This is a genomic window from Bifidobacterium sp. POST2/T3 (B1) (genome assembly GCF_058197115.1).
The window spans coordinates 1-18,560 of the sequence record NZ_JBVPQK010000024.1 but is presented as its reverse complement, the minus strand read 5'-3'; the positions used below and the strand labels follow the sequence as shown (position 1 = coordinate 18,560).

Genomic DNA, 18,560 nt, shown 5'->3' with positions numbered 1-18,560 from the left:
GGCAATTTCGTTGACCCTGGGCAACGGATGGAGGATGGCCATGTCGGGGCGCGCAGCCCGAAGCTTGTCGGCATCCAAAATGTAGGTGTCGCGCAGACGCAGGTAGTCGTCCTCGTTGAAGAAGCGTTCCTGCTGGACGCGGGTCATGTAGAGCACGTCCAAGTCGCCGATGACCCCGTTTAGGTCTCCGGTCTCACGGTAGGTGCAGTCAGCCGATGAGCGGATCCTCTCCAGGACGTATTCGGGGGTGCGCAGCTCGTCGGGGCTTATCAGGACGAAGTCCACGTGGCCCAGGCGACAGAGGGTGGTAATCAGGGAGTGGACCGTGCGGCCGAAGGTCAGGTCCCCGCACAGGCCGATGGTCAGGTGGTTCAGCCGACCCTTGCGGGCACGGATAGTGGCCAGGTCGGTCAGGGTCTGGGTCGGATGCATGTGCCCGCCGTCGCCCGCGTTGATGACCGGGACCGCAGCCGCTTGGGAGGCTACCAGGGCGGCACCCTCCTTGGGGTGGCGGATGGCCACGATGTCGGCGTAGTTGGAGACCGTCTTCAGAGTGTCGCTGATGGACTCCCCTTTGGAAACGCTGGCCAGCTGGGCGCCGGCGAATCCGATGACCTGACCGCCCAGACGGAGCATGGCCGTCTCGAAGCTGAGCCGGGTTCGGGTGCTGGGTTCATAGAAGAGTGTGGCCAGGACCCGGCCGTCGCAGGTGTGGGCCACCTGACGGCGATGGGTGTCGATGTAGGCCGCACGATCCAGCAGGTCCAGGATCTGGGTCATGGGAATGTCGTCGAGAGTAACCACACTTCGCCCACGAAGCGGAACGACGGCAGAAGAGGTGTTGGATGCGTGATCAACTTGTTGGGACAACGGCTCACCTTCCTCAAGGTGGCCACCTTATGTGACCTGAACAAGCATACGACCCCGGATGGACCCAGGATCAGCTCCCGTAGAAGAGTCGTTCCATGACCTGCCTGCAGCGGCGCATGGCCGCCAGCAGCTCGTTGACAAAGCGCTGGCCCCGGTGGGCTGGGTAGCCCAAGCAGACCGCGATGCCTCCCAGAACCTGACCGTCGTCCGGCAGAATGTCCGCCTGGGAGACACGACCGGACCAGAGGAAGTTGGCGTTGCGGGCTGCTGTGCAGAGCACCCAGCTGCGGCGCAGTGCCTTAGCATCCTTGTCCTCGATAAGTCCTGCAACCTCCAGGGCGTCCAAGGCTGTCAAAGTGCCGGTGGCCTGCAGCTGCGGCAGATCGTGGGCGTGGCGCAGCTGGAGAAGCTGAACAGTCCACTCCACGTCAGACAGTCCTCCCCTGCCCAGCTTCAGATGCCGATCCCGACGCACGCCGCGCGGAAGTCGCTCAGCCTCCATTCGGGCCTTTAGACGGCGAATCTGCCCTAGCTCCTCCTCATTGGGCGGCTGCTCGGGGTAGCGAAGCGGATTTGCTATGCCCTCCAGAAAGTCCTTGGCCAAGCCGGCATTCCCGGCTGCGAATCTGGCCCTGATCAAGGCCTGATGTTCCCAGGTCTCCGACCAGTCGCGGTAGTAGTGCTGGTAGGAGTCCAGCGAACGCACCAGAGGCCCCTGACGTCCTTCAGGGCGCAGGTCAAAGTCCAGGTCGATGCCCGGCTCTAGGCTGGCTGGTCCAGCTAGAACAGCCCGCAGGTCCGCAGTCACGCCACGTGCGAATTCAGCCGCCTGGTCCTGGTCGGCGCCTGATGCGGGACGGTAGACCAGCATGATGTCGGCATCTGAGTTGAAGTTGACCTCCCTGCCTCCATAGCGGCCCATAGCAATCAGGGCCATCTCTGCCGGCGCATTAGTCTGTTCCAGACGGTGGTTCACGGCCCAGTCCAGGGCGGCATCGATGGCTGCATCGTAAACATCGGACATGCCCGCCAGGCAGGCCTGCTGATCGTCCACACCGCTCATCCAGCCCAACCCAATCCGCTCGATCTCCTGGCGGCGCATGGTCCGCACTGCGGTGGCGAAATCCTCCAGCGAGTCCGCATGCCGGGTTCGATAAGCTGCGGCGCGCTTGTCCAAGGTGGCTCGATCACGGGGGATCATATCCTGGTCATGGCCCAGCCAGGTCACCGACTGGACGGATTGGGCCAAGGCGCCGGACAGATAGCGCGAGTTGGACAGGACATGGCAGAGGCGGCGGGCGGCCGAGGTGGAGTCCCGTAGGAAGCCCAGGTAAGTGCTCTTGCCGCCGAAGTGCTCCTCCAGGGTTCGCCAGCCCAGAAGACCCATGTCCGGATCCTGCCCCTCCCCCAGCCATTGGAGGACGGCGGGCATGAGAATACGGTTGATCCTCGCCGACCGGGTGACCCCTGTGGTCAGTGCCGTGACGTGGCGGATGGCTGCATCGGGGTCGGCAAAGCCGATGGAGGCGAACCGGGCGCGGGCCGCCTGGGGGCGCAGGCTGACCTCGTCCTCGTCCACCTGGGCGTTGATGGGCAGCATGGGACGGAAGTAGATGGCCTGGTGAAGGTTGCGAACCTCGATTCTGGTGGCCTGGTATCGGGCCAGCATCTGGTCGGCATGCAGTCCGAAGGCACGGGCCAGCCGCCGCAGATCGCGGTTGTTCTCCAGCTCCTCCAGACTGGGCGGCCGTTTGCCGGGGGTGTCTGAACGGTTGATTTTCGGGAAGAGGTGGGTGCGGCGCAGCTGCCACATCTGCAGACGATGTTCCATGACCCGTTCGAACCGATAGTCATGGTCCAGCTGGTCGCCGTGCTTGCGTGAAATGTAACCGCCACGGGACAGGGCCTGCAGGGCATCCAGGGTGGCCGGACAACGCAGAACGTCGTCGCTGGAGCCGTGGACCAGCTGGAGCATCTGGACGGTGAATTCAACATCCCGCAGTCCGCCCTGGCCAAGCTTGATCTCCCGCTCCTTGCGGTTCTCGGGTATCAACCTCTCCACCCGCTGGCGCATCCGCTGGCAGTCGTAGACGAAGTTGGGTCGCTGGCAGGCACCCCAGACCAGGGGCGCGATCATGGCAGAGTATTCCTGTCCCAGGGCCTTGTCGCCCGCAACCGGACGGGCCTTGAGCAGGGCCTGGAACTCCCAATTCTCGGCCCATTGGGCATAGTAGTCAGCGTAGGAGGCCAGACGACGGACCAGGGGACCGTCACGTCCCTCGGGCCTAAGGGCGGTATCAACCTTCCAGAGCGGCGGCTCGGTCGAACCGGGGATGACCGACTGGCAGACCCGCTGCAGGAGGACGGCCATGGCAGTGCCCACGGCGATGGGATCGGACTGACTGGTGTCCGTCCCCGAGGCCGGCTCCACCACGTACATGAGATCCACATCGGACACGTAGTTGAGCTCCTGGGCGCCCAGCTTGCCCATGCCGATGACCGCCAGACGACATGAATCCGCATCGGGAACCTGACGGCAGGCAATGCTCAGAGCCCCTTGGAGCGCGGCATCGGCCATGTCGGACAGGGCCCGGCTGATTGCTGGCTCCAGCTCCAGAGGATCCTTGGCTGCCAGGTCCCGGGCCATGACTGCAGCCAGCTGCAGCCGGTATTCGAACCGCAGTGCATCGGCGTAGGCCGCCAGCGAGGGCACGGAGTCCGATTTTGCTTCCACCTTATCCAAGGCGTCAAGGACCCGCCTCTGCCTGGTTTCCGCCGGACAGTCAGCCAAGTGATCCGGATCCAGGGCAGCCGCCTCTACCAACTTCGGCCGCGAGCGCATCAGTCGGCCCATGGCCTCCGAGGCCCCCAGCACCCTGATCAGCGACTGGGCGGCCTCATGGTTTTCCCGTGGGGACCCGGAAAGAAAGTCCGGCCTGACTCCCTGCGGATACTGTTCGAGAATTCGCGTCAGCCCCGCAAGGGCTTCGTCCGGATCGCAGGCCTGTCCCAGGGCTTGGACCAGGGTTTGCGCCAGAGTCTGGTCGTCCACCAGACGGGCAAGCCGATCCAGCCGAACCCGGGCCTTGTCCAGGTCGTGCAGCCCAAGGTGGATCAGGGTCGAAGTGGTCGGTCGCACCGGATCTTCCATGACTTATCCCCTGCCTTTCCTCAGGCCCGCAACGGCTCTGATGTCTGCGGAACCGGTACAGGCATTATAGGGGTGACGGGTCGTCAGCCCTTGCGGCCCTCCAGAAAGGCGCAGACGGCACAGTGTACGAAATCATAGTGGGCCATGTCAGCGGCTGCCATCCTGCACAGCCTCAGCCGCGGAAAGGATCTGACGGCCAATGCCGGCTGATCATAGGTGACTCAGCCATCCGCATTGGCAATGCCATGAATCCCGAGGTGGTGGTCCTGGCAGGCATCCTGAACACAACCGAATACGTGTTCTTAGAGCCCCTTCGTGAAACTCTCCGGGGCATGCTTTCCCCCGACACCACAGTCTGCATAAAGGTGCTCCCTGCCCGCTATCTGATTACTGGATCCGCTCTTAAGGCGGCTATGATGGCTGTCAATGGCGTCGACGAGCACATTGATGTGTCCACAAAATTCGCAGGTCGATCATCGTAGAGGAGGTGACGCTGATTGCACGAAACCGCAGTCTTTCCGAAGATGGACGACCCATATGTCAGTTTCAAGTTCGCTGAAGCCCCCAAGCATGTCAAGCTGGATGTCTCCTCTAACCTCTTCTGCGGCGAACAACTGTGCGATCATCACCATTCCCGTGATGACGACAACATGCGTAGACACGCCGGTCAGGCCCTGTAGTTCTTTCCTCCCCGACCCTTACAGACCAACTCTTGCCGAATCTGCCAGTGGGGCAAAACAGACCGTATCAGACAACAGAACCTCAGCAATCATGAACGAAGGAATCCTAGAATGCAACTGGCCGATACCCTACTGACCATCGTCTGTGCCCTGATAGGACTGGCATGGGGAATGATATACGGACTTCTTCCGAAGAAAAACGACCGCCTGACCGACAGGCAGCAACGCTGGATACCGGTCTTATCCCTGATCGGCACTGGCCTGGTGGTGATTCTCATTCTGCTGGGACGCGATCTGGTATCCTGGATAACCATCGGAGTGATGGTCCTTGGGCTCGTGATTGGCATAATCCCGCCACTGAACAGAGTTGCACTCAAGATCTGGCCATGGCTGAGGCCCCGCACCGATGACCAAGGCCTAAAGCGTCGCTGAAAGCCGAAAATCACGCTTTTACGGTCATCGATGCGGGTGCTCCTCCGCCTTTATGCAGTTAGTTTTGGCTATTGACCCGCTCCTCTTTGGTGCCTACCTGCCGGAAAAGGTGGCGTACGTTGTGCCAGATGCGCCGGGTGACACCAGAGTGGTTCATGGAATACAGGTGAATGCCGTCCACCCCATGAGCCACCAGGTCGGCGATCTGCTGTGAGGCGTAGATGATGCCCGCCTCGCGCAAACTGGCCCGATCGTCGCCCCAACGCTCCAGGATGGACTCAACCGCAGCCGGGATTCGCGCCTTGCAGACCTCGCTCATGTGCCGTACCTGGCCCTCGTTAGTGATGGGCATGATGCCGGCCTCGATGGGCACCTGGATGCCGGCTGCCCGTGCCCGGTCCAGGAAGTCCAGAAAATCAGCATTGTCGTAGAAGAGTTGCGAAACCAGATGATCCACGCCGGAATCCACCTTGATTCGCAGATTCTCAATGTCCTCCTCGGGCGAGGCGGCCTCCGGGTGGGTCTCCGGATAACAGGCTCCGTATATCGACAGGTTGGGCCGACGGGACCGGATGTAGGCGGCAAGGTCGCTGGCATGTTCGAAGACTCCGGCAGGCTCACGACCCTCCACGCTGTCGCCTCGCAGGGCCAGCACCGCTGCTACACCTGCATCGTCGAACATGTCCAGAGCCTGATCGATCACCTCGCGGTCCGCGTACTGGGCAGTCAAGTGCGCTACAGCAGGGATGCCATACTCGGTATGGATGGTCTTGGCTATGCGGGCCGTGGCTGTGCGGTCTGAGCGCCTACCGGTCCCGTAGGTCACCGAGATGAAGTCGGGCATCAGTCCTTCCAGCCCATCCAGCGTGTCATAGATGGTGCCTACCGGAGCATCGCGCTTGGGTGGAAAGACCTCCAGGGAAAAGATGGGCTCATGCATGATCCGACTCCTGACTGGGCGATAGTTCCGCACGCACCTGATGGGCGGCGGCCACCATGTGCTCCAGGCTTGGCCAGGTCTCCTTATCGCCTCGGGTCTTGAGTCCGCAGTCGGGGTTGATCCAGACCTTGGCCGCGTCCAGCTTCTTCAGGATGGCATGGATCCGCTCCACGATCTCCTCGGTGGAGGGGATGCGCGGCGAGTGGATGTCGTAGACTCCGGGGCCTGCCTCGGTCTCGAACTTGGCCTCCTGGATGGCGTCCAGGACGGTCAGGTCGGAGCGGGAGGCTTCGAAGGAGATCACATCGGCGTCCATGGCATCAATGTCCTTGATGATGTCGTTGAATTCCGAGTAGCACATGTGGGTATGAATTTGAGTGGTGGGTTTAACCCCGGAATGAACCAGCCGGAAGGCTGGGATGGCCCAGTCCAGGTATCGGCTGTGCCAGTCGGAGCGCCGCAGCGGCAACTTCTCGCGCAGGGCGGCCTCGTCGATCTGTATGATGCGGATGCCAGCAGCTTCCAGGTCCAGGACCTCGTCACGGATGGCCAGGGCCAGCTGGCGGGTCTGCTGTTTGTGGTCAATATCTTCGCGGGGCCAGGACCAGTTGAGAATGGTCACCGGACCGGTCAGCATCCCCTTGACCACATGGTTGGTGCGGGACTGGGCGTATGAGGACCAGCGCACGGTGATGGGCCGGGCGCGGGAGATATCACCCCAGACGATGGGAGGCTTGACGCAGCGGGTGCCATAGGACTGTACCCAGGCGTTCCGGGTGAACAGGTAGCCCTTGAGGTTCTGGCCGAAGTATTCGACCATGTCGTTGCGCTCGAACTCGCCGTGGACCAGCACATCCAGGCCGATCTGCTCCTGGTGATCGATGACCTGGTCGATCTTGCGGGCGATGAAGTCGTCGTAGTCCTCCTGGCTGATTTCCTTCTTGCGCAGGCGGGCCCGCTCGGCGCGGACCTCGGCGGTCTGGGGGAAGGAGCCGATGGTGGTGGTGGGCAGCAGAGGCAGACCCAGCTCCTGGGCCTGGATCCTCTGTCGTTCGGGCCGGGCCGGGTTACGTACAAAGTCCTCGTCCTTAAGACCGGCCAGGCGCTGTTGCACCTGGGGGTCGGGCTGAACGCGGCTGCCGTCGAAGAGCTTCTGGTTGTCAGCAAGGGCCTTACTGGAGCGTCGCTGGTCTTCGCCGGCATCGGCCAGCTGGGCCAGATCGTGCAGCTCGCCCAGCTTCTCCAGGGCGAAGGCGAAGTGGGGCCGCACGGTGTCGGCATCCAGCCCATCCTCGTCGGCCACCGTGTAAGGCACGTGCAGGAGGGAACATGCGGTTGACACCACCACATTCGAGGTCCCCTGGTGCAGAGCGTCCAGGAGGCCCAGGCTGACTGCATAGTCGTTGCGCCAGATGTTGCGGCCGTTGACCAGGCCAGCGAAGATGGTGGTTCTCTCGGGCACGCCGTGCTCCTTGAGGGCCGCCAGATTCTCATCCCTGCCCTCGACCAGATCCAGGCCGATCCCGTCGAAGCCCAGGTCAGTCAGTTGGTCATAGCAGTCGCCCACATGGCCGAAGTAGGTGTTAAGCAGAATACGGACCTTGCCCTGGTCACTTTGGCGGGCCTTGAGAATGGGCTGGTAGAGGGTATCGAAGAGGTCCTGGTCGCCCGGTTCTTTGTCCAGGACCAGGTAGGGCTCGTCCAGCTGTACCCAGTCGGCGCCCAGTCCGATGAACCGTTCCAGTATGGTCGCATAGGCCTTGGCCAAATCCTGGACCAGTGCCGGGTCAGGATCCAGCAGCTCGCCCTGGGGACCGCGTGCCAGCTTGAGGAAGGTGTATGGTCCGATCAGCACCGGCTTAGCGGCGATGCCCTGCTCGCGCGCCTCCTGGAACTCCTTGAAGGGTTTGTCGCCTTCCAGGGCGATTTTGGTGTCCTGATCGATCTCGGGAACCAGGTAGTGGTAATTGGTGGTGAACCACTTCTTCATGGGCAGGGCGGTCACATCACCCTGCTCCCCCTGGTAACCACGGCCCATGGCGAAGAGGGTGTCCTCGGGGCCCAGGCCCAACTTCCGGTAGCGATCGGGCACGACGCCCAGAAGGATGGACGTATCCAAGATCTGGTCGTAGTAGCTGAAGTCATTGACGGGAATCAGGTCGACGCCGGCCTCCTGCTGAAGCTGCCAGTGCCTGGCCCGCAGGTCGGCGGCCGTGCGCCGAACCTCGTCCAGATTTCGTTCGCCCTTCCAGTAACCCTCGATGGCCCTCTTGAGTTCGCGGTGCGCACCGATGCGCGGGAACCCGGACACGGATGTAATCGCTGCCATGAAACCTCCCAGTTTCGTCCTGATGTCTCCGGTCAGCCTATCAGCGGCGGGGGGAGGCGGGTAATTGGTGCAAATAAGGTGTCGCCATAAATTGAATCGATAACGACATGACAGCAGCCAGGGGATTATTGGTCGCTAAGACTGCCTATAGAAGATCGTCTAGGGCTTCTTATGCCGGTCAGTCCTCAAGGTCCTGGGGGCTCAGAATGCCAAGCAAACGGGCCTGGTGGGTTCCCCAGTCGGTCAATGGTCGCTCAGATCCCAGCACGACCATGGTGGCCGGCGGCAGTCCAAGATTGAGCAGGTCCAATAGGTCGGGGTCGGAGTTGTCCTCGGCCAGCCACTGTGAGCAGATAGACATGGTGGGCTCATGCCCTAGGATGAGGACCCGGCGGTCACGATCCTCGGTCTGCGCCAGCTCGTCGAAGACCGCCTGCATGCCGGATTCATAGAGGGATTCCCGGTAATCGACCCGCGGCCCGTCCCCCAGGGGCTTGAGCATGCCGTCCAGAGTCTGACGGGCCCGGGGCGCTCCCGAGCAGATGATGCGGTCTGGCACCAGACCCAAAGCGGTCAATCCACGACCCATGATTCGGGCCTGTTTCTGGCCCCGGTCGGTCAGCTGACGGCTGCGATCACCCTGCGACCCCTGGCGTTCGGTCTTGGCATGACGCATGAGCATGAGTGTCCGGCTGCACCTGCGCAGATCCTCGGCCTTCAGACCTTTTCGCAAACCCATGCATACTTCCTTTCCCAAGTTCCTATCAGGCGTCTTCTCCATTATGACAGAGCTGGCTGAAGGTGCGGGTCATGGGCGATCAGCTTTCCTGCTCTTTGCCACCTTCCAGAGTGCGCACCTGATGACCCAGATCACGCAACACCTTGCGCAGCTTACGATCGGAGACTCGGCGCAGCTCCAGATCCTCGAGATCCTCCAGGTCCTGCATCTCGCGCTCGTGATTGGATCCGGTGATCCTGGCAGGCCGCCGGCCCTGATCCACGTCAGTCTGGTAGTCCTTGGTGGCCCGGATATGTTTGCGCAGCGCTTGCTGGCCTGGAGCCATGGCCCTGCTGGTCAAGAGGAAGCCGGTGTGCCCGATCATCTCATGCTCGGGTCGGACCGCCAAACCGTCGGCCTTCCAGGAACGCTCCAGGCTCTCCATAATTTCGGGCTCGGTCCATCGGCCGTCTGCGCGCAGGGCGTCGGCCAGTCGGCTGAGCTGGGTGGTGGTGGTCACATAGGCAGTTAGCACACCGCCCGGGGCCATGACCCGATAGGCCTGCTCCAGGCGGTTCCAGGGGTCCAGCATGTCCAGAACGATTCGGTCGAATTCGTCCTCGGGCAGATCGGCGGCAACGGTGTCAAAATCGCCGGTACGCAGGTCCCACTGGGCAGGGCGCTGCCCGAAGAAGACCGTGGCGTTGCCCATGGCCACTCGGGCGAATTCCTCCCGCCGCTCAATGCTCGTCAGCTTCCCCTTCGTGCCGATGGCATCCAGCAGGCCCAGACTCATGGCCCCTGAGCCGGCTCCCGACTCAAGGACCCTCATGCCGGGACGGATGTCTCCCAGGAGGATGACCCTGGCCACATCCTTGGGATACATGATCTGGGCGCCGCGAGGCATGGAGAGAATGTAGTCCTCCAGCCGAGGACGCATGACCGTGAAGGCCCATCCTCCGATGCCTCGCGAGGACTTCCAAGGCTTGGCCCTATCAGGCGCCTCTGCGTCTGTGCCGGCATCCTGCTTGTGACGCATTTGACGCCACTTGTATGCCGAAATGGTCACCACCACGGATCCCTCGGGCAGGCCAATCATGGCCTCGTGTGGCAGGAGGCCATGGTCGGTCTGGGTGAGGCCACCTGGTTCCAGCATGACCGTCAGCTTGCGGCCACGCCTATCAGTCAGCTGGACCCGCTCCCCTACGCTCAGTGGACCGCGTCTCAGGCTCATGCCTTCTCAGCCCTCCTCGCCCTTGGTGAATTGGGAGTTGTAGAGGGAGGCATAGGCCCCGCCACGCTCCAACAGCTGGTCGTGGGTGCCCTGCTCGATCACTGAGCCATGGTTGACTACCAGGATCAGGTCGGCGTCGCGAATGGTGGATAGCCGGTGCGCTATGACGAAGGAGGTCCTACCCTTGCGCAGAGTATTCATGGCCTGTTGGACCAGCAGCTCGGTCCTGGTGTCCACCGAGGATGTAGCCTCGTCCAGGATCAGGATGTCGGGATCAGACAGGAAGGCCCGGCAGATGGTCATCAGCTGGCGTTCGCCCTGGCTGAGCTCGCTGCTGTCCTCATTGAGAACGGTGTCGTAGCCCTGAGGCAGCTTGCGGATGAACTCGTCCACGTGAGTCGCCTTGGCGCCATCGATCATGGTCTGCTCTGGGATGGTCTGCCCCTCGTCCAGCCCATAGAGCAGGTTGTCGCGGACGGTCCCGTCGAATAGCCAGGTGTCCTGCAGGACCATGCCGAAATGGCTGCGCAGGTCATGACGGGTCACCCTGGACGTATCCACGCCGTCTATGGTGATGCGCCCGCCCTGGATCTCATAGAAGCGCATGAGCAGGTTGACCAGGGTGGTCTTGCCCGCCCCAGTGGGCCCAACGATGGCGATGGTCTGCCCGGGCTTGGCTTCGATGGACAGATCCTTGATCAATGGCTCGGCCGGATCGTAGGAGAAGCGGACATGGTCGAAGCGGACATGCCCCTCGACCTTGCCTCCGGTCTCCTGGCCCAGATGGTCGGGATGCTCGATGTCCGGCACCTCCTCGGCCTCGTCCAGGAAATCGAAGACCCTGCGGCAGGAGGCCAGGGAAGACTGGAGCATGGTGCCCATGGAGGCCAGCTGACCGATAGGTTGTGAGGCCTGACGGGTGTACTGAGTGAAGGCCTGCAGGCCGCCCAGGCTCATGCTGCCGTTGAGCACATGCACGCCACCGATGATGACCACGATCACGAAGCTCAGGTTGCCGAAGAAGGTAGACATGGGCGTGACCAGGGCGGAGAAGAAGGAGGCCTTGAAGCTGGCCTGGTAGAGCTCCTGGTTGCGCTCCTCAAACTCCTCCTCGGCCTTGCGCTGGTGGCCAAAGGCCCGGACCACCATGTGGCCGGAGAACATCTCCTCCACGTGGCTGTTGACCTGGCCGGTGCGGATCCACTGCCTGGTGAACTGTGGCTGGGTCTTCTTGAGAATGAAGCCCGCGCACAGGGCCATGACCGGGATGATGATGAAGGCGATCAGGGTCAGCAGGGGGGAGATGGTCAGCATCATGATGAAGGCGCCGATGATGGAGAAGACCGAGAAGATCAGCTCGCCCAGGATCTGCTGCAGGGTGCCCGAAATGTTGTCGATGTCGTTGGTGGTCCGGCTCATGACCTCGCCGCGCGGGGTCCGGTCGAAATACTGCAGGGGCAGCCGGTCCAGTTTGTCCTCAATCTGCCGACGCATGGTATAGACCGCGTCGGAGACCAGCCGGGTCATCAGGAAGTTCTGCACCAGCCTGACCAGAATGGAGATCAGATAGATGCCGATGACGAACATGAGGATGGTGCCGAAGCGCCCCCAGTCGATGCCCACGCCCACCTGGACGTTCATGGAGTCGATCATCCGGGCGAACTTGTCCTGGCCGCGAGACTGCAAATAGGTCACTACAGCCTGCTTGGGAGTGCCGGGCTTGGCACCCATCTTGACCAGCATGGACCCCAGCAGTCCCTCGAAGAGAACATTGGTGGCCTCGCCCATAACCTTGGGGCCAATGACGATCATGGCCACGGCGGTCATGCCGGCGAGGACCATGACGATGACCCTCCAGGGACTGGCCAGCAGATAGTGGACCAGCCGGCCCACGGTGTGGCGGCGACCTCCCACGGCCTGCGAGCCTGTATTCGTGCTCAAGTTCTTAGCCATCTACTCGGCTCTCCCCTCGTCAATGGTGAGCTCTTCCACGTCGGGACCCTGCCCGCCCTGGGACTGGACGATTTCCTGGTAAGTGGGGCAGTCCTCCATGAGCTCGTCGTGGGTGCCTCGGCCGACGATACGACCGCGGTCAAGGACCAGAATCTGATCAGCCTGGCGGATGGATGCCGCCCTCTGGGCTACGACAATCTGGGTTGCCTCGCGGGTGACCGGAACCAGGGCCTCGTGCAGGGCCCGGTCGGTGGTCATGTCCAGTGCGGAGAAGGAATCGTCAAAGGTGTAGATGCGGGGATTGCGCAGGATGGCCCTAGCCATGCAGAGCCGCTGCTTCTGCCCGCCAGAGAAGTTGGTGCCGCCCTCGGCCACACGGGCGTCCAGACCCTCAGGGATCTCACGCACAAAGTCTTCGGCCTGGGCGGTGCGCAAGGCTTCCCATATGCGGTCGTCGTCAGCGTCGGGGTCACCATAGTGCATGTTGTCGCGGATGGTGCCGGTGAAGAGGGTGGCCTTCTGCGGGACCGGCCCGAAGATCAGGGCCAGCTGGTCGGGGTCGTATTCGCGCACGTCGTGCCCATCCACCAGGACTTGGCCGTCGGTGACATCGAACATGCGGTTAGCCAGCCGGATGATGGTGGACTTGCCGGATCCCGTGGCCCCGATGATGGCCGTGGTGGTGCCCGGCCGGGCGGTGAAGGAGATGTCGGAAAGGACCGGGTCCTGGGCGCCCGGGTAGCTGAAGTCCACGTGCTTGAACTCCAGCAGTCCCTGGGGGTGCTCGTTGCGGTAGGGATGCTCGGGAGCGGCGATCTCGCTGGAGGCCTCCAGGACCTCGTTGATCCTTCGGGCGGCCACAGCGGCCCTGGGCAGCATGACCGACATCATGGCAGCCATCATCAGGCCTGACAGGATGATCATCAGGTACTGGATGAAGGCCTGCAGGGCGCCGATCTGCATGGCCCCGGAGTCGATGCGGCGGCCACCGAACCACATGATGGCCACGTTGGACATGTTGAGCAGGAACCACATGAGCGGCACCATCATACTCATCAGCCGACCGGTGGAGATCAGAACGCCGTAGACGTCGCGGTTGGCCTTGTCGAAGCGAGCGGCCTCGGTCTTCTCGCGGACGAAGGCACGTATGACCCGCACGCCAGAGATCTGCTCACGGACCAGACGGTTGACGGAATCCAGCATGTTCTGCAGACGGGTGAACAGGGGTCCCATTTTGCCCATGAGCACCAGTGCCACCACCAGGATCAGGGGCACGATGACCGCCAGGGACCAGGTCAGGGGGCCGTCCTGGCGCAGGGCCAAAACCAGCCCGCCGATCAGCATGACCGGGGCCTGCAGAATGATCATGAGGGTCTGCATGGTGGTCATCTGCATCTGCTGAACGTCGTTGGTGGTGCGTGTGATCAGGGAACCGGCCGAGAAGCGCTCGATCTCGTTGAGGCTGAAGCCCTCCACCGAGGCGAACAGATCCCTGCGCAGTTCGTAGCCCATCCTCATGGCCAGCCGGGTGGCGCAGTAGACGGCTACCACGTTGGCCACGATTTGGATGGCGGTGATGCCCATCATCTCCCAGCCAATCCTGTAGATGGCATCCTGGTCGCCTACAGCCACGCCCTTGTCGATGATGTCCGCCTGCAGGTTGGGCAGGTAGAGGTTCAAGGCCGTCTGCGCCACCTGAAAGAGCACCAGAACGGCCACCTGGAGCCAGTAAGGCCGCAGGTAGCGGGTCCATATCTTGATCACGTCAACATCCTTCACGCATACAGGTCTGCCGCGGTCCCCGAGCAGACAAACCACCATAGTCTATACCTGCGTCTGGGCTGATGAATCTGCTATTCCTTGAGCTGATACGGGCGTGTCAGAACGGGTCCGCAGGCAGTGGCGTTCAGACGGCGAAGGCACCCCAGCGTCCGTCGCGGTGGACCACGGTCAGGTCCAGGCCGAAGAGCTCGCTCAGGCGCGGACCGGTCAGTCCACCCTCCAAGGGTCCCTGGTAGACGATGGTGCCCGGATCCGGGTCACCGGTATCTGCAGTGTCGGCAGGACGCCGGCCCATCATGGCTATCCGATCGAAGCCCAGAGGAATCTCCTCAAGCCGGTGGGTGACCAGGATGACCGTACGGTCCCTATCCTCCCTGCCGATGTCGCTCAAGGCCCTGAGCACCAGCTCGCGGCCGCCCAGGTCCAGCCCAGTGGTCGGCTCGTCCAGGATGAGCAGGTCGGGATTGGCCATCAGCGCCCGGCATATCAGTACCCGGCCGCGCTCCCCCTCAGAGAGCCGATACATGCGCTTGCCCTTGAGGTAGGCGATGCCGAACCGTTCCATCAGGGCCAGGGTGGCCTCTTCCTGCTCGGGCGTGAAGGTCTCCCTCCAGCGGCCGGTGGTGTCGCTGAAGGCAGTCAGCACCACATCGTAGGGATCCTCCTGAGGGCTGATGGTCTTGGCCAGTCCTGCCGATGCCAGCCCTATCCGATGCCGATAAGAGAAGACGTTCACCTTGCCTAGCCGGTTGCCCAGAATTTCCACGCTGCCGGTGCTGGGGAAGCCTCGAGTGCTCATCATGGCCACCAGGGTGGATTTGCCCACGCCGTTGGGCCCGAATAGGACCCACTTCTGTCCGCGACCCACCTCAAGGTTCACATCGTCCAGTATGACCCGGCCCTGACGGCGGAATCCCACGTGCTGCATGAGGACGGCCTGCTTTTCTACCACGCTTTCGGTCATGCTCACAGTGCCGTTCCATAGGAATCCAGACGGGGATTGTCCCGGTTCCCGCCGACAAGGAAGAGCCCCAGCACGCCCAGGCAGAAGACCGCCGCGATGGCGATAGTGGCCCAGATGGGAACGTGGGGCAGCCACATGCAGACCAAGAAGGCCAGGCCTGAGCAGATAATCAGGGCCCAGACGAGGATTCGCAGCCATTCGCGTAAGCCGCGAGGAGCCTTCAACAGACGAGGGTTGCGGTCGTTAGGGTCCACAGAGTCCTTCTGCACCAGGTCATCGGTGTGCCCGGTGGGCTTCCACTCCGCGTCCTGGCCAGCCTCCAGCCGACGGGATCGCTCCTGCAAGGCCCGTTCGTCCATCACTCCGGCCCTGCCCTTGGCCGCCATCCTCCGGTCGTCACTGCCGCCACGGCGGCTCCGCTTGGCCTGCGCCCTACGTTCAGCGCGGTTGGTCATATCCCACTGCCTCCATCCCTTCGATCGGCACAATACCTTTTCATATTAGCGTGGACGCCGGCCGGCCACTGGCAGGGTCATGGCGCGCTCATCTGCTCGAATGGGGGCAGGCAGTTCGGTGGCGCCGGTCAGATACCGGTCCACGGCCGCAGCGCAGGAACGACCCTCGGCCAGGGCCCAGACCACCAGGGACTGGCCACGTCCGGCATCGCCGCACACGAAGATCCCATCACGGTCGGTGGCATAGTCGGCATCCCGGGCCACGTTGCCGCGAGGGTCCAGGCCTATGCCGGTCTGCCCGGTCAGGGTGGCCGTCTCCGGATGGGCGAATCCAATGCTGATCAGCACCAGGTCGGCAGGCAGGACCCGCTCGGTTTCGGGATGGGGGACGATCCGGTCCTGATCGTCACGACTGACGTCCACCACGCGAACGCCGCGCACCCTGCCCTCATGGTCCTGGTCGAAGCCGGTGGGGGCGCTGGTCTGGTCCAGGTTGATCCGGTCATCGGAACCGTCGTCCAGGTACTCCAGGCTGTCCACCGCGTACTCATAGCGGCCGCCTTCCTCCATGGAGGAGGTGGGATTGTAGAGCCGGGCGTAGGTCGGCCAGGGCAGGTTATCGGGCCTGGAAGAGGGCTCCCGGGGCCGGATCTGCAGGACGGTGACCGACTTGGCGCCCTCTCGCAGGGCCGTGCCCAGGCAGTCCGACCCGGTGTCGCCGCCGCCGATGATGATGACGTCCTTGCCGGCTGCATCGATGTTGTTAATGGGCTTGCGGCCCATGAGTTTGCGGGTGGGGTCGGGCAGGAAGTCCATGGCGTAGTGGATGCCCTTGAGCTCCCGCCCGGGCAGGTCCACCCGTCGTGGCTCGGTGGAACCGATGGCCACCACCAGGGCGTCATAGCGGGCCCGCAGCTGATCCCATCCTAGGTCTCGGCCGATTTCGACACCGGTACGGAATCGGGTCCCCTCGGCCTCCATCTGCTCCAGCCGGCGGTCCAGCAGCGACTTCTCCAGCTTGAATGCGGGGATACCGTAGCGCAGGAGCCCGCCTATGGCATCGGCGCGCTCGTAGACCACCACCGTGTGCCCGGCCCGGGTCAGCTGCTGGGCGCAGGCCAGCCCTGCGGGACCGGACCCGACCACGGCCACGGTCATGTCGGTCAGCCGCTGTGGTGGCCTGGGCTTGACCAGACCCAGGGACCAGGCCTGGTCGATGATGGTCTGTTCGTCCAGCTTGATGGTGGTGGCCGGCTGGTGGATGGAGAGCACGCAGGAGGACTCGCAGGGAGCCGGGCAGATCCGTCCGGTGAACTCCGGGAAGTTGTTGGTCAGGCTCAGCCGCTCGTAGGCCTCCTCCCAACGGCCTCGGGACAGCAGGTCATTGAACTCGGGGATCAGGTTGCCCAGGGGGCAGCCGGTCATGCAGAAGGGGGTGCCGCAGTCCATGCAGCGGGCGGCCTGCTCGGCGGTCCAGGGCCCGGGGCCAGTGGTCCGGTGCACGTCCCGCCAGTCCTTCAGGCGTTCAGCGACCGGGCGCTCGGCGAGCTCGTGCCGGGTGCGTACCTTGAGGAATCCCTTGGGGTCGACCATATCAGTGCGCTCCTTCCATGACCTGGGCGTAGGTGGCGTCCCAGACACCGGGCGCGTTGAAATCCACATGCTCACGCTCGGCCTCTTCCATGGCCTTCTTCATGGCCTGATAACGACGGGGAACCAGATGGGTGAACCGGGCCAGCGCGCTCGGCCAGTCCTCCAGCAGGGCGGCGGCAGCCTTTGAGCCGGTCAGACGGACATGCTCCTCTATCAGTCCCTTGAGCATGGCAGCCTGGTCCTGGTCGAGCTCCAGGGCCAGCAGGGAGCCGTCATTCCAGGCTTCAGGATTGAGCCGGGAGGCATCCATGTCCAGCAGGTAGACGTCGCCTCCCGAGAAGCCGGCGCCGAAGTTGCGTCCTGTGGGTCCAAGCACCACCACCAGGCCGCCGGTCATGTACTCGCAGCCGTGGTCGCCCATGCCCTCGACCACGAAGCGGCCGCCACCATTGCGCACGGCGAAGCGTTCCCCGGCCCGGCCTGCCACGAACATATCGCCCGAGGTGGCACCGAATCCTGCCACATTGCCGCAGATGACTGTCTGGTGCGGATCGAAGCGGACACCCTGGGCGGCGTGGAGGACCAGACGACCACCGGACAGACCCTTGCCTGCATAGTCGTTGGCCTCGCCGATCACCCGGATGGTCTCGCCCCTGGGGATGAAGGCGCCCAGGGATTGACCGGCAGAACCTGTCAGCGTGATGTCGACGGTGTTCGGAGGCAAGCCGACCGCACCGTATTCGCGGGTGATCCTGTAGCCCAGCATGGTGCCCACGCTGCGATTGACATTGCGCACGGTTGTTTTGATGGCCACCGGCCGACCCTCGTCCAGGGCGTCGACAGCCTGGTTGATCAGGTCCACATCCAGGGACTTGTCCAGTTCGTGGTCCTGGGCCTGAGTGTGGTGCAGCACAGTGCCGGGAGTGGGGCCCGGCTTGCGCAGGATGGCATCCAGGTCGATTCCCTGGCTCTTCCAAGTCTGCACAGAGGGGTCCCGGCGCAGGCACTCCACGTGACCGACCGCCTCCTCCAGACTGGTGAAGCCCAGGGAGGCCAGAATTTCCCGTACCTGGCGAGCCATGAACATGAAGAAGTTGATCAGATCCTCGGGCCGACCGGTGAAGCGCGAGCGCAGCTCAGGATCCTGGGTGGCTATGCCCTGGGGGCAGGTGTTCTTGTGGCAGGCCCGCATCATGACGCAGCCCTCCACCTGGAGCGCCGTGGTGGCGAAACCGAACTCCTCGGCCCCCAGCAGAGCGGCTATGACCACGTCGCGGCCGGTTTTGAGCTCCCCGTCGCACTGGACCACGATCCGCGAGCGCAGGTCGTTCATGACCAGAGTCTGCTGGGTCTCGGCCAGGCCCAGCTCCCAAGGTGTGCCCGCGTGCTTGATGGCATTGAGGGGCGCCGCTCCCGTTCCACCGTCCTGGCCGGAGATGAGGACCACGTCGGCATGGCA

15 protein-coding genes are annotated in these 18,560 nt (G+C 63.2%); 3 read left to right on the top strand and 12 right to left on the bottom strand.

Features of this window, described 5'->3' with window-relative positions; all coding sequences use genetic code 11:
* Together pyrB and AC0AP0_RS02450 are read right to left on the bottom strand one after the other, a co-directional pair.
* Positions 1 to 870: aspartate carbamoyltransferase (gene pyrB / locus AC0AP0_RS02455; protein ID WP_490429262.1), on the bottom strand; the 870-nt coding region annotated here is incomplete at its 3' end.
* A gap of 70 nt (positions 871 to 940) precedes the next feature.
* Positions 941 to 4,021 carry a bifunctional [glutamine synthetase] adenylyltransferase/[glutamine synthetase]-adenylyl-L-tyrosine phosphorylase gene (locus tag AC0AP0_RS02450; RefSeq protein WP_490429261.1) on the bottom strand — a complete coding sequence of 1,027 codons (3,081 nt, stop codon included), beginning with the start codon at positions 4,019 to 4,021 and terminating at the stop codon, positions 941 to 943.
* Positions 4,022 to 4,143: 122 nt separating this feature from the next.
* Here AC0AP0_RS02450 and AC0AP0_RS02445 point away from each other — a divergent pair, with 122 nt between their 5' ends.
* The 3 genes from AC0AP0_RS02445 to AC0AP0_RS02435 all read left to right on the top strand — a co-directional run bounded on the left by AC0AP0_RS02445 (position 4,144) and on the right by AC0AP0_RS02435 (position 5,133).
* Entirely contained in the window at positions 4,144 to 4,503 is a 360-nt protein-coding gene (locus AC0AP0_RS02445) for a hypothetical protein (RefSeq protein ID WP_490429260.1), read from the top strand.
* A gap of 15 nt (positions 4,504 to 4,518) precedes the next feature.
* Positions 4,519 to 4,701, top strand: coding sequence for a hypothetical protein (locus AC0AP0_RS02440; protein WP_110412951.1), 183 nt, complete (start codon positions 4,519 to 4,521; stop codon positions 4,699 to 4,701).
* 111 nt (positions 4,702 to 4,812) lie between these two features.
* Positions 4,813 to 5,133 carry a hypothetical protein gene (locus AC0AP0_RS02435; protein WP_490429259.1) on the top strand — a complete coding sequence of 107 codons (321 nt, stop codon included), beginning with the start codon at positions 4,813 to 4,815 and terminating at the stop codon, positions 5,131 to 5,133.
* Positions 5,134 to 5,191: 58 nt separating this feature from the next.
* Here the strand turns inward: AC0AP0_RS02435 and metF are convergent, their stop codons facing one another.
* The 10 genes from metF to AC0AP0_RS02385 all read right to left on the bottom strand — a co-directional run.
* Positions 5,192 to 6,073: a methylenetetrahydrofolate reductase [NAD(P)H] gene (gene metF / locus AC0AP0_RS02430; protein ID WP_490429258.1), complete on the bottom strand. Its 882-nt coding sequence runs from the start codon at positions 6,071 to 6,073 to the stop codon at positions 5,192 to 5,194.
* Complete coding sequence (gene metE, locus AC0AP0_RS02425; protein ID WP_490429257.1) at positions 6,066 to 8,402, bottom strand: 5-methyltetrahydropteroyltriglutamate--homocysteine S-methyltransferase; 2,337 nt, start codon at positions 8,400 to 8,402, stop codon at positions 6,066 to 6,068. The genes metF and metE overlap by 8 nt, the downstream gene beginning before the upstream one ends.
* 178 nt (positions 8,403 to 8,580) lie before the next feature.
* Positions 8,581 to 9,141: a SixA phosphatase family protein gene (locus AC0AP0_RS02420; RefSeq protein ID WP_490429256.1), complete on the bottom strand. Its 561-nt coding sequence runs from the start codon at positions 9,139 to 9,141 to the stop codon at positions 8,581 to 8,583.
* A 79-nt stretch (positions 9,142 to 9,220) separates the two neighbouring features.
* Entirely contained in the window at positions 9,221 to 10,354 is a 1,134-nt protein-coding gene (locus AC0AP0_RS02415) for a tRNA (adenine-N1)-methyltransferase (protein WP_490429255.1), read from the bottom strand.
* 6 nt (positions 10,355 to 10,360) lie between these two features.
* Positions 10,361 to 12,307, bottom strand: a complete 1,947-nt coding sequence (locus tag AC0AP0_RS02410) for an ABC transporter ATP-binding protein (RefSeq protein ID WP_490429254.1) — start codon at positions 12,305 to 12,307, stop codon at positions 10,361 to 10,363.
* Complete coding sequence (locus AC0AP0_RS02405) at positions 12,308 to 14,071, bottom strand: ABC transporter ATP-binding protein (protein ID WP_490429253.1); 1,764 nt, start codon at positions 14,069 to 14,071, stop codon at positions 12,308 to 12,310. It lies immediately after the preceding gene.
* A gap of 142 nt (positions 14,072 to 14,213) precedes the next feature.
* A complete protein-coding gene (locus AC0AP0_RS02400) occupies positions 14,214 to 15,053 on the bottom strand; it encodes an ABC transporter ATP-binding protein (protein WP_490429263.1) in 840 nt (279 codons plus the stop codon).
* A 2-nt stretch (positions 15,054 to 15,055) separates the two neighbouring features.
* Complete coding sequence (locus AC0AP0_RS02395; protein ID WP_490429252.1) at positions 15,056 to 15,508, bottom strand: tripartite tricarboxylate transporter TctB family protein; 453 nt, start codon at positions 15,506 to 15,508, stop codon at positions 15,056 to 15,058.
* A gap of 45 nt (positions 15,509 to 15,553) precedes the next feature.
* Positions 15,554 to 17,101, bottom strand: a complete 1,548-nt coding sequence (locus tag AC0AP0_RS02390; protein WP_490429251.1) for a glutamate synthase subunit beta — start codon at positions 17,099 to 17,101, stop codon at positions 15,554 to 15,556.
* A 1-nt stretch (position 17,102) separates the two neighbouring features.
* Positions 17,103 to 18,560, bottom strand: a 1,458-nt coding sequence (locus tag AC0AP0_RS02385; protein WP_490429250.1) for a GltB/FmdC/FwdC-like GXGXG domain-containing protein, incomplete at its 5' end; no start/stop codon positions are given.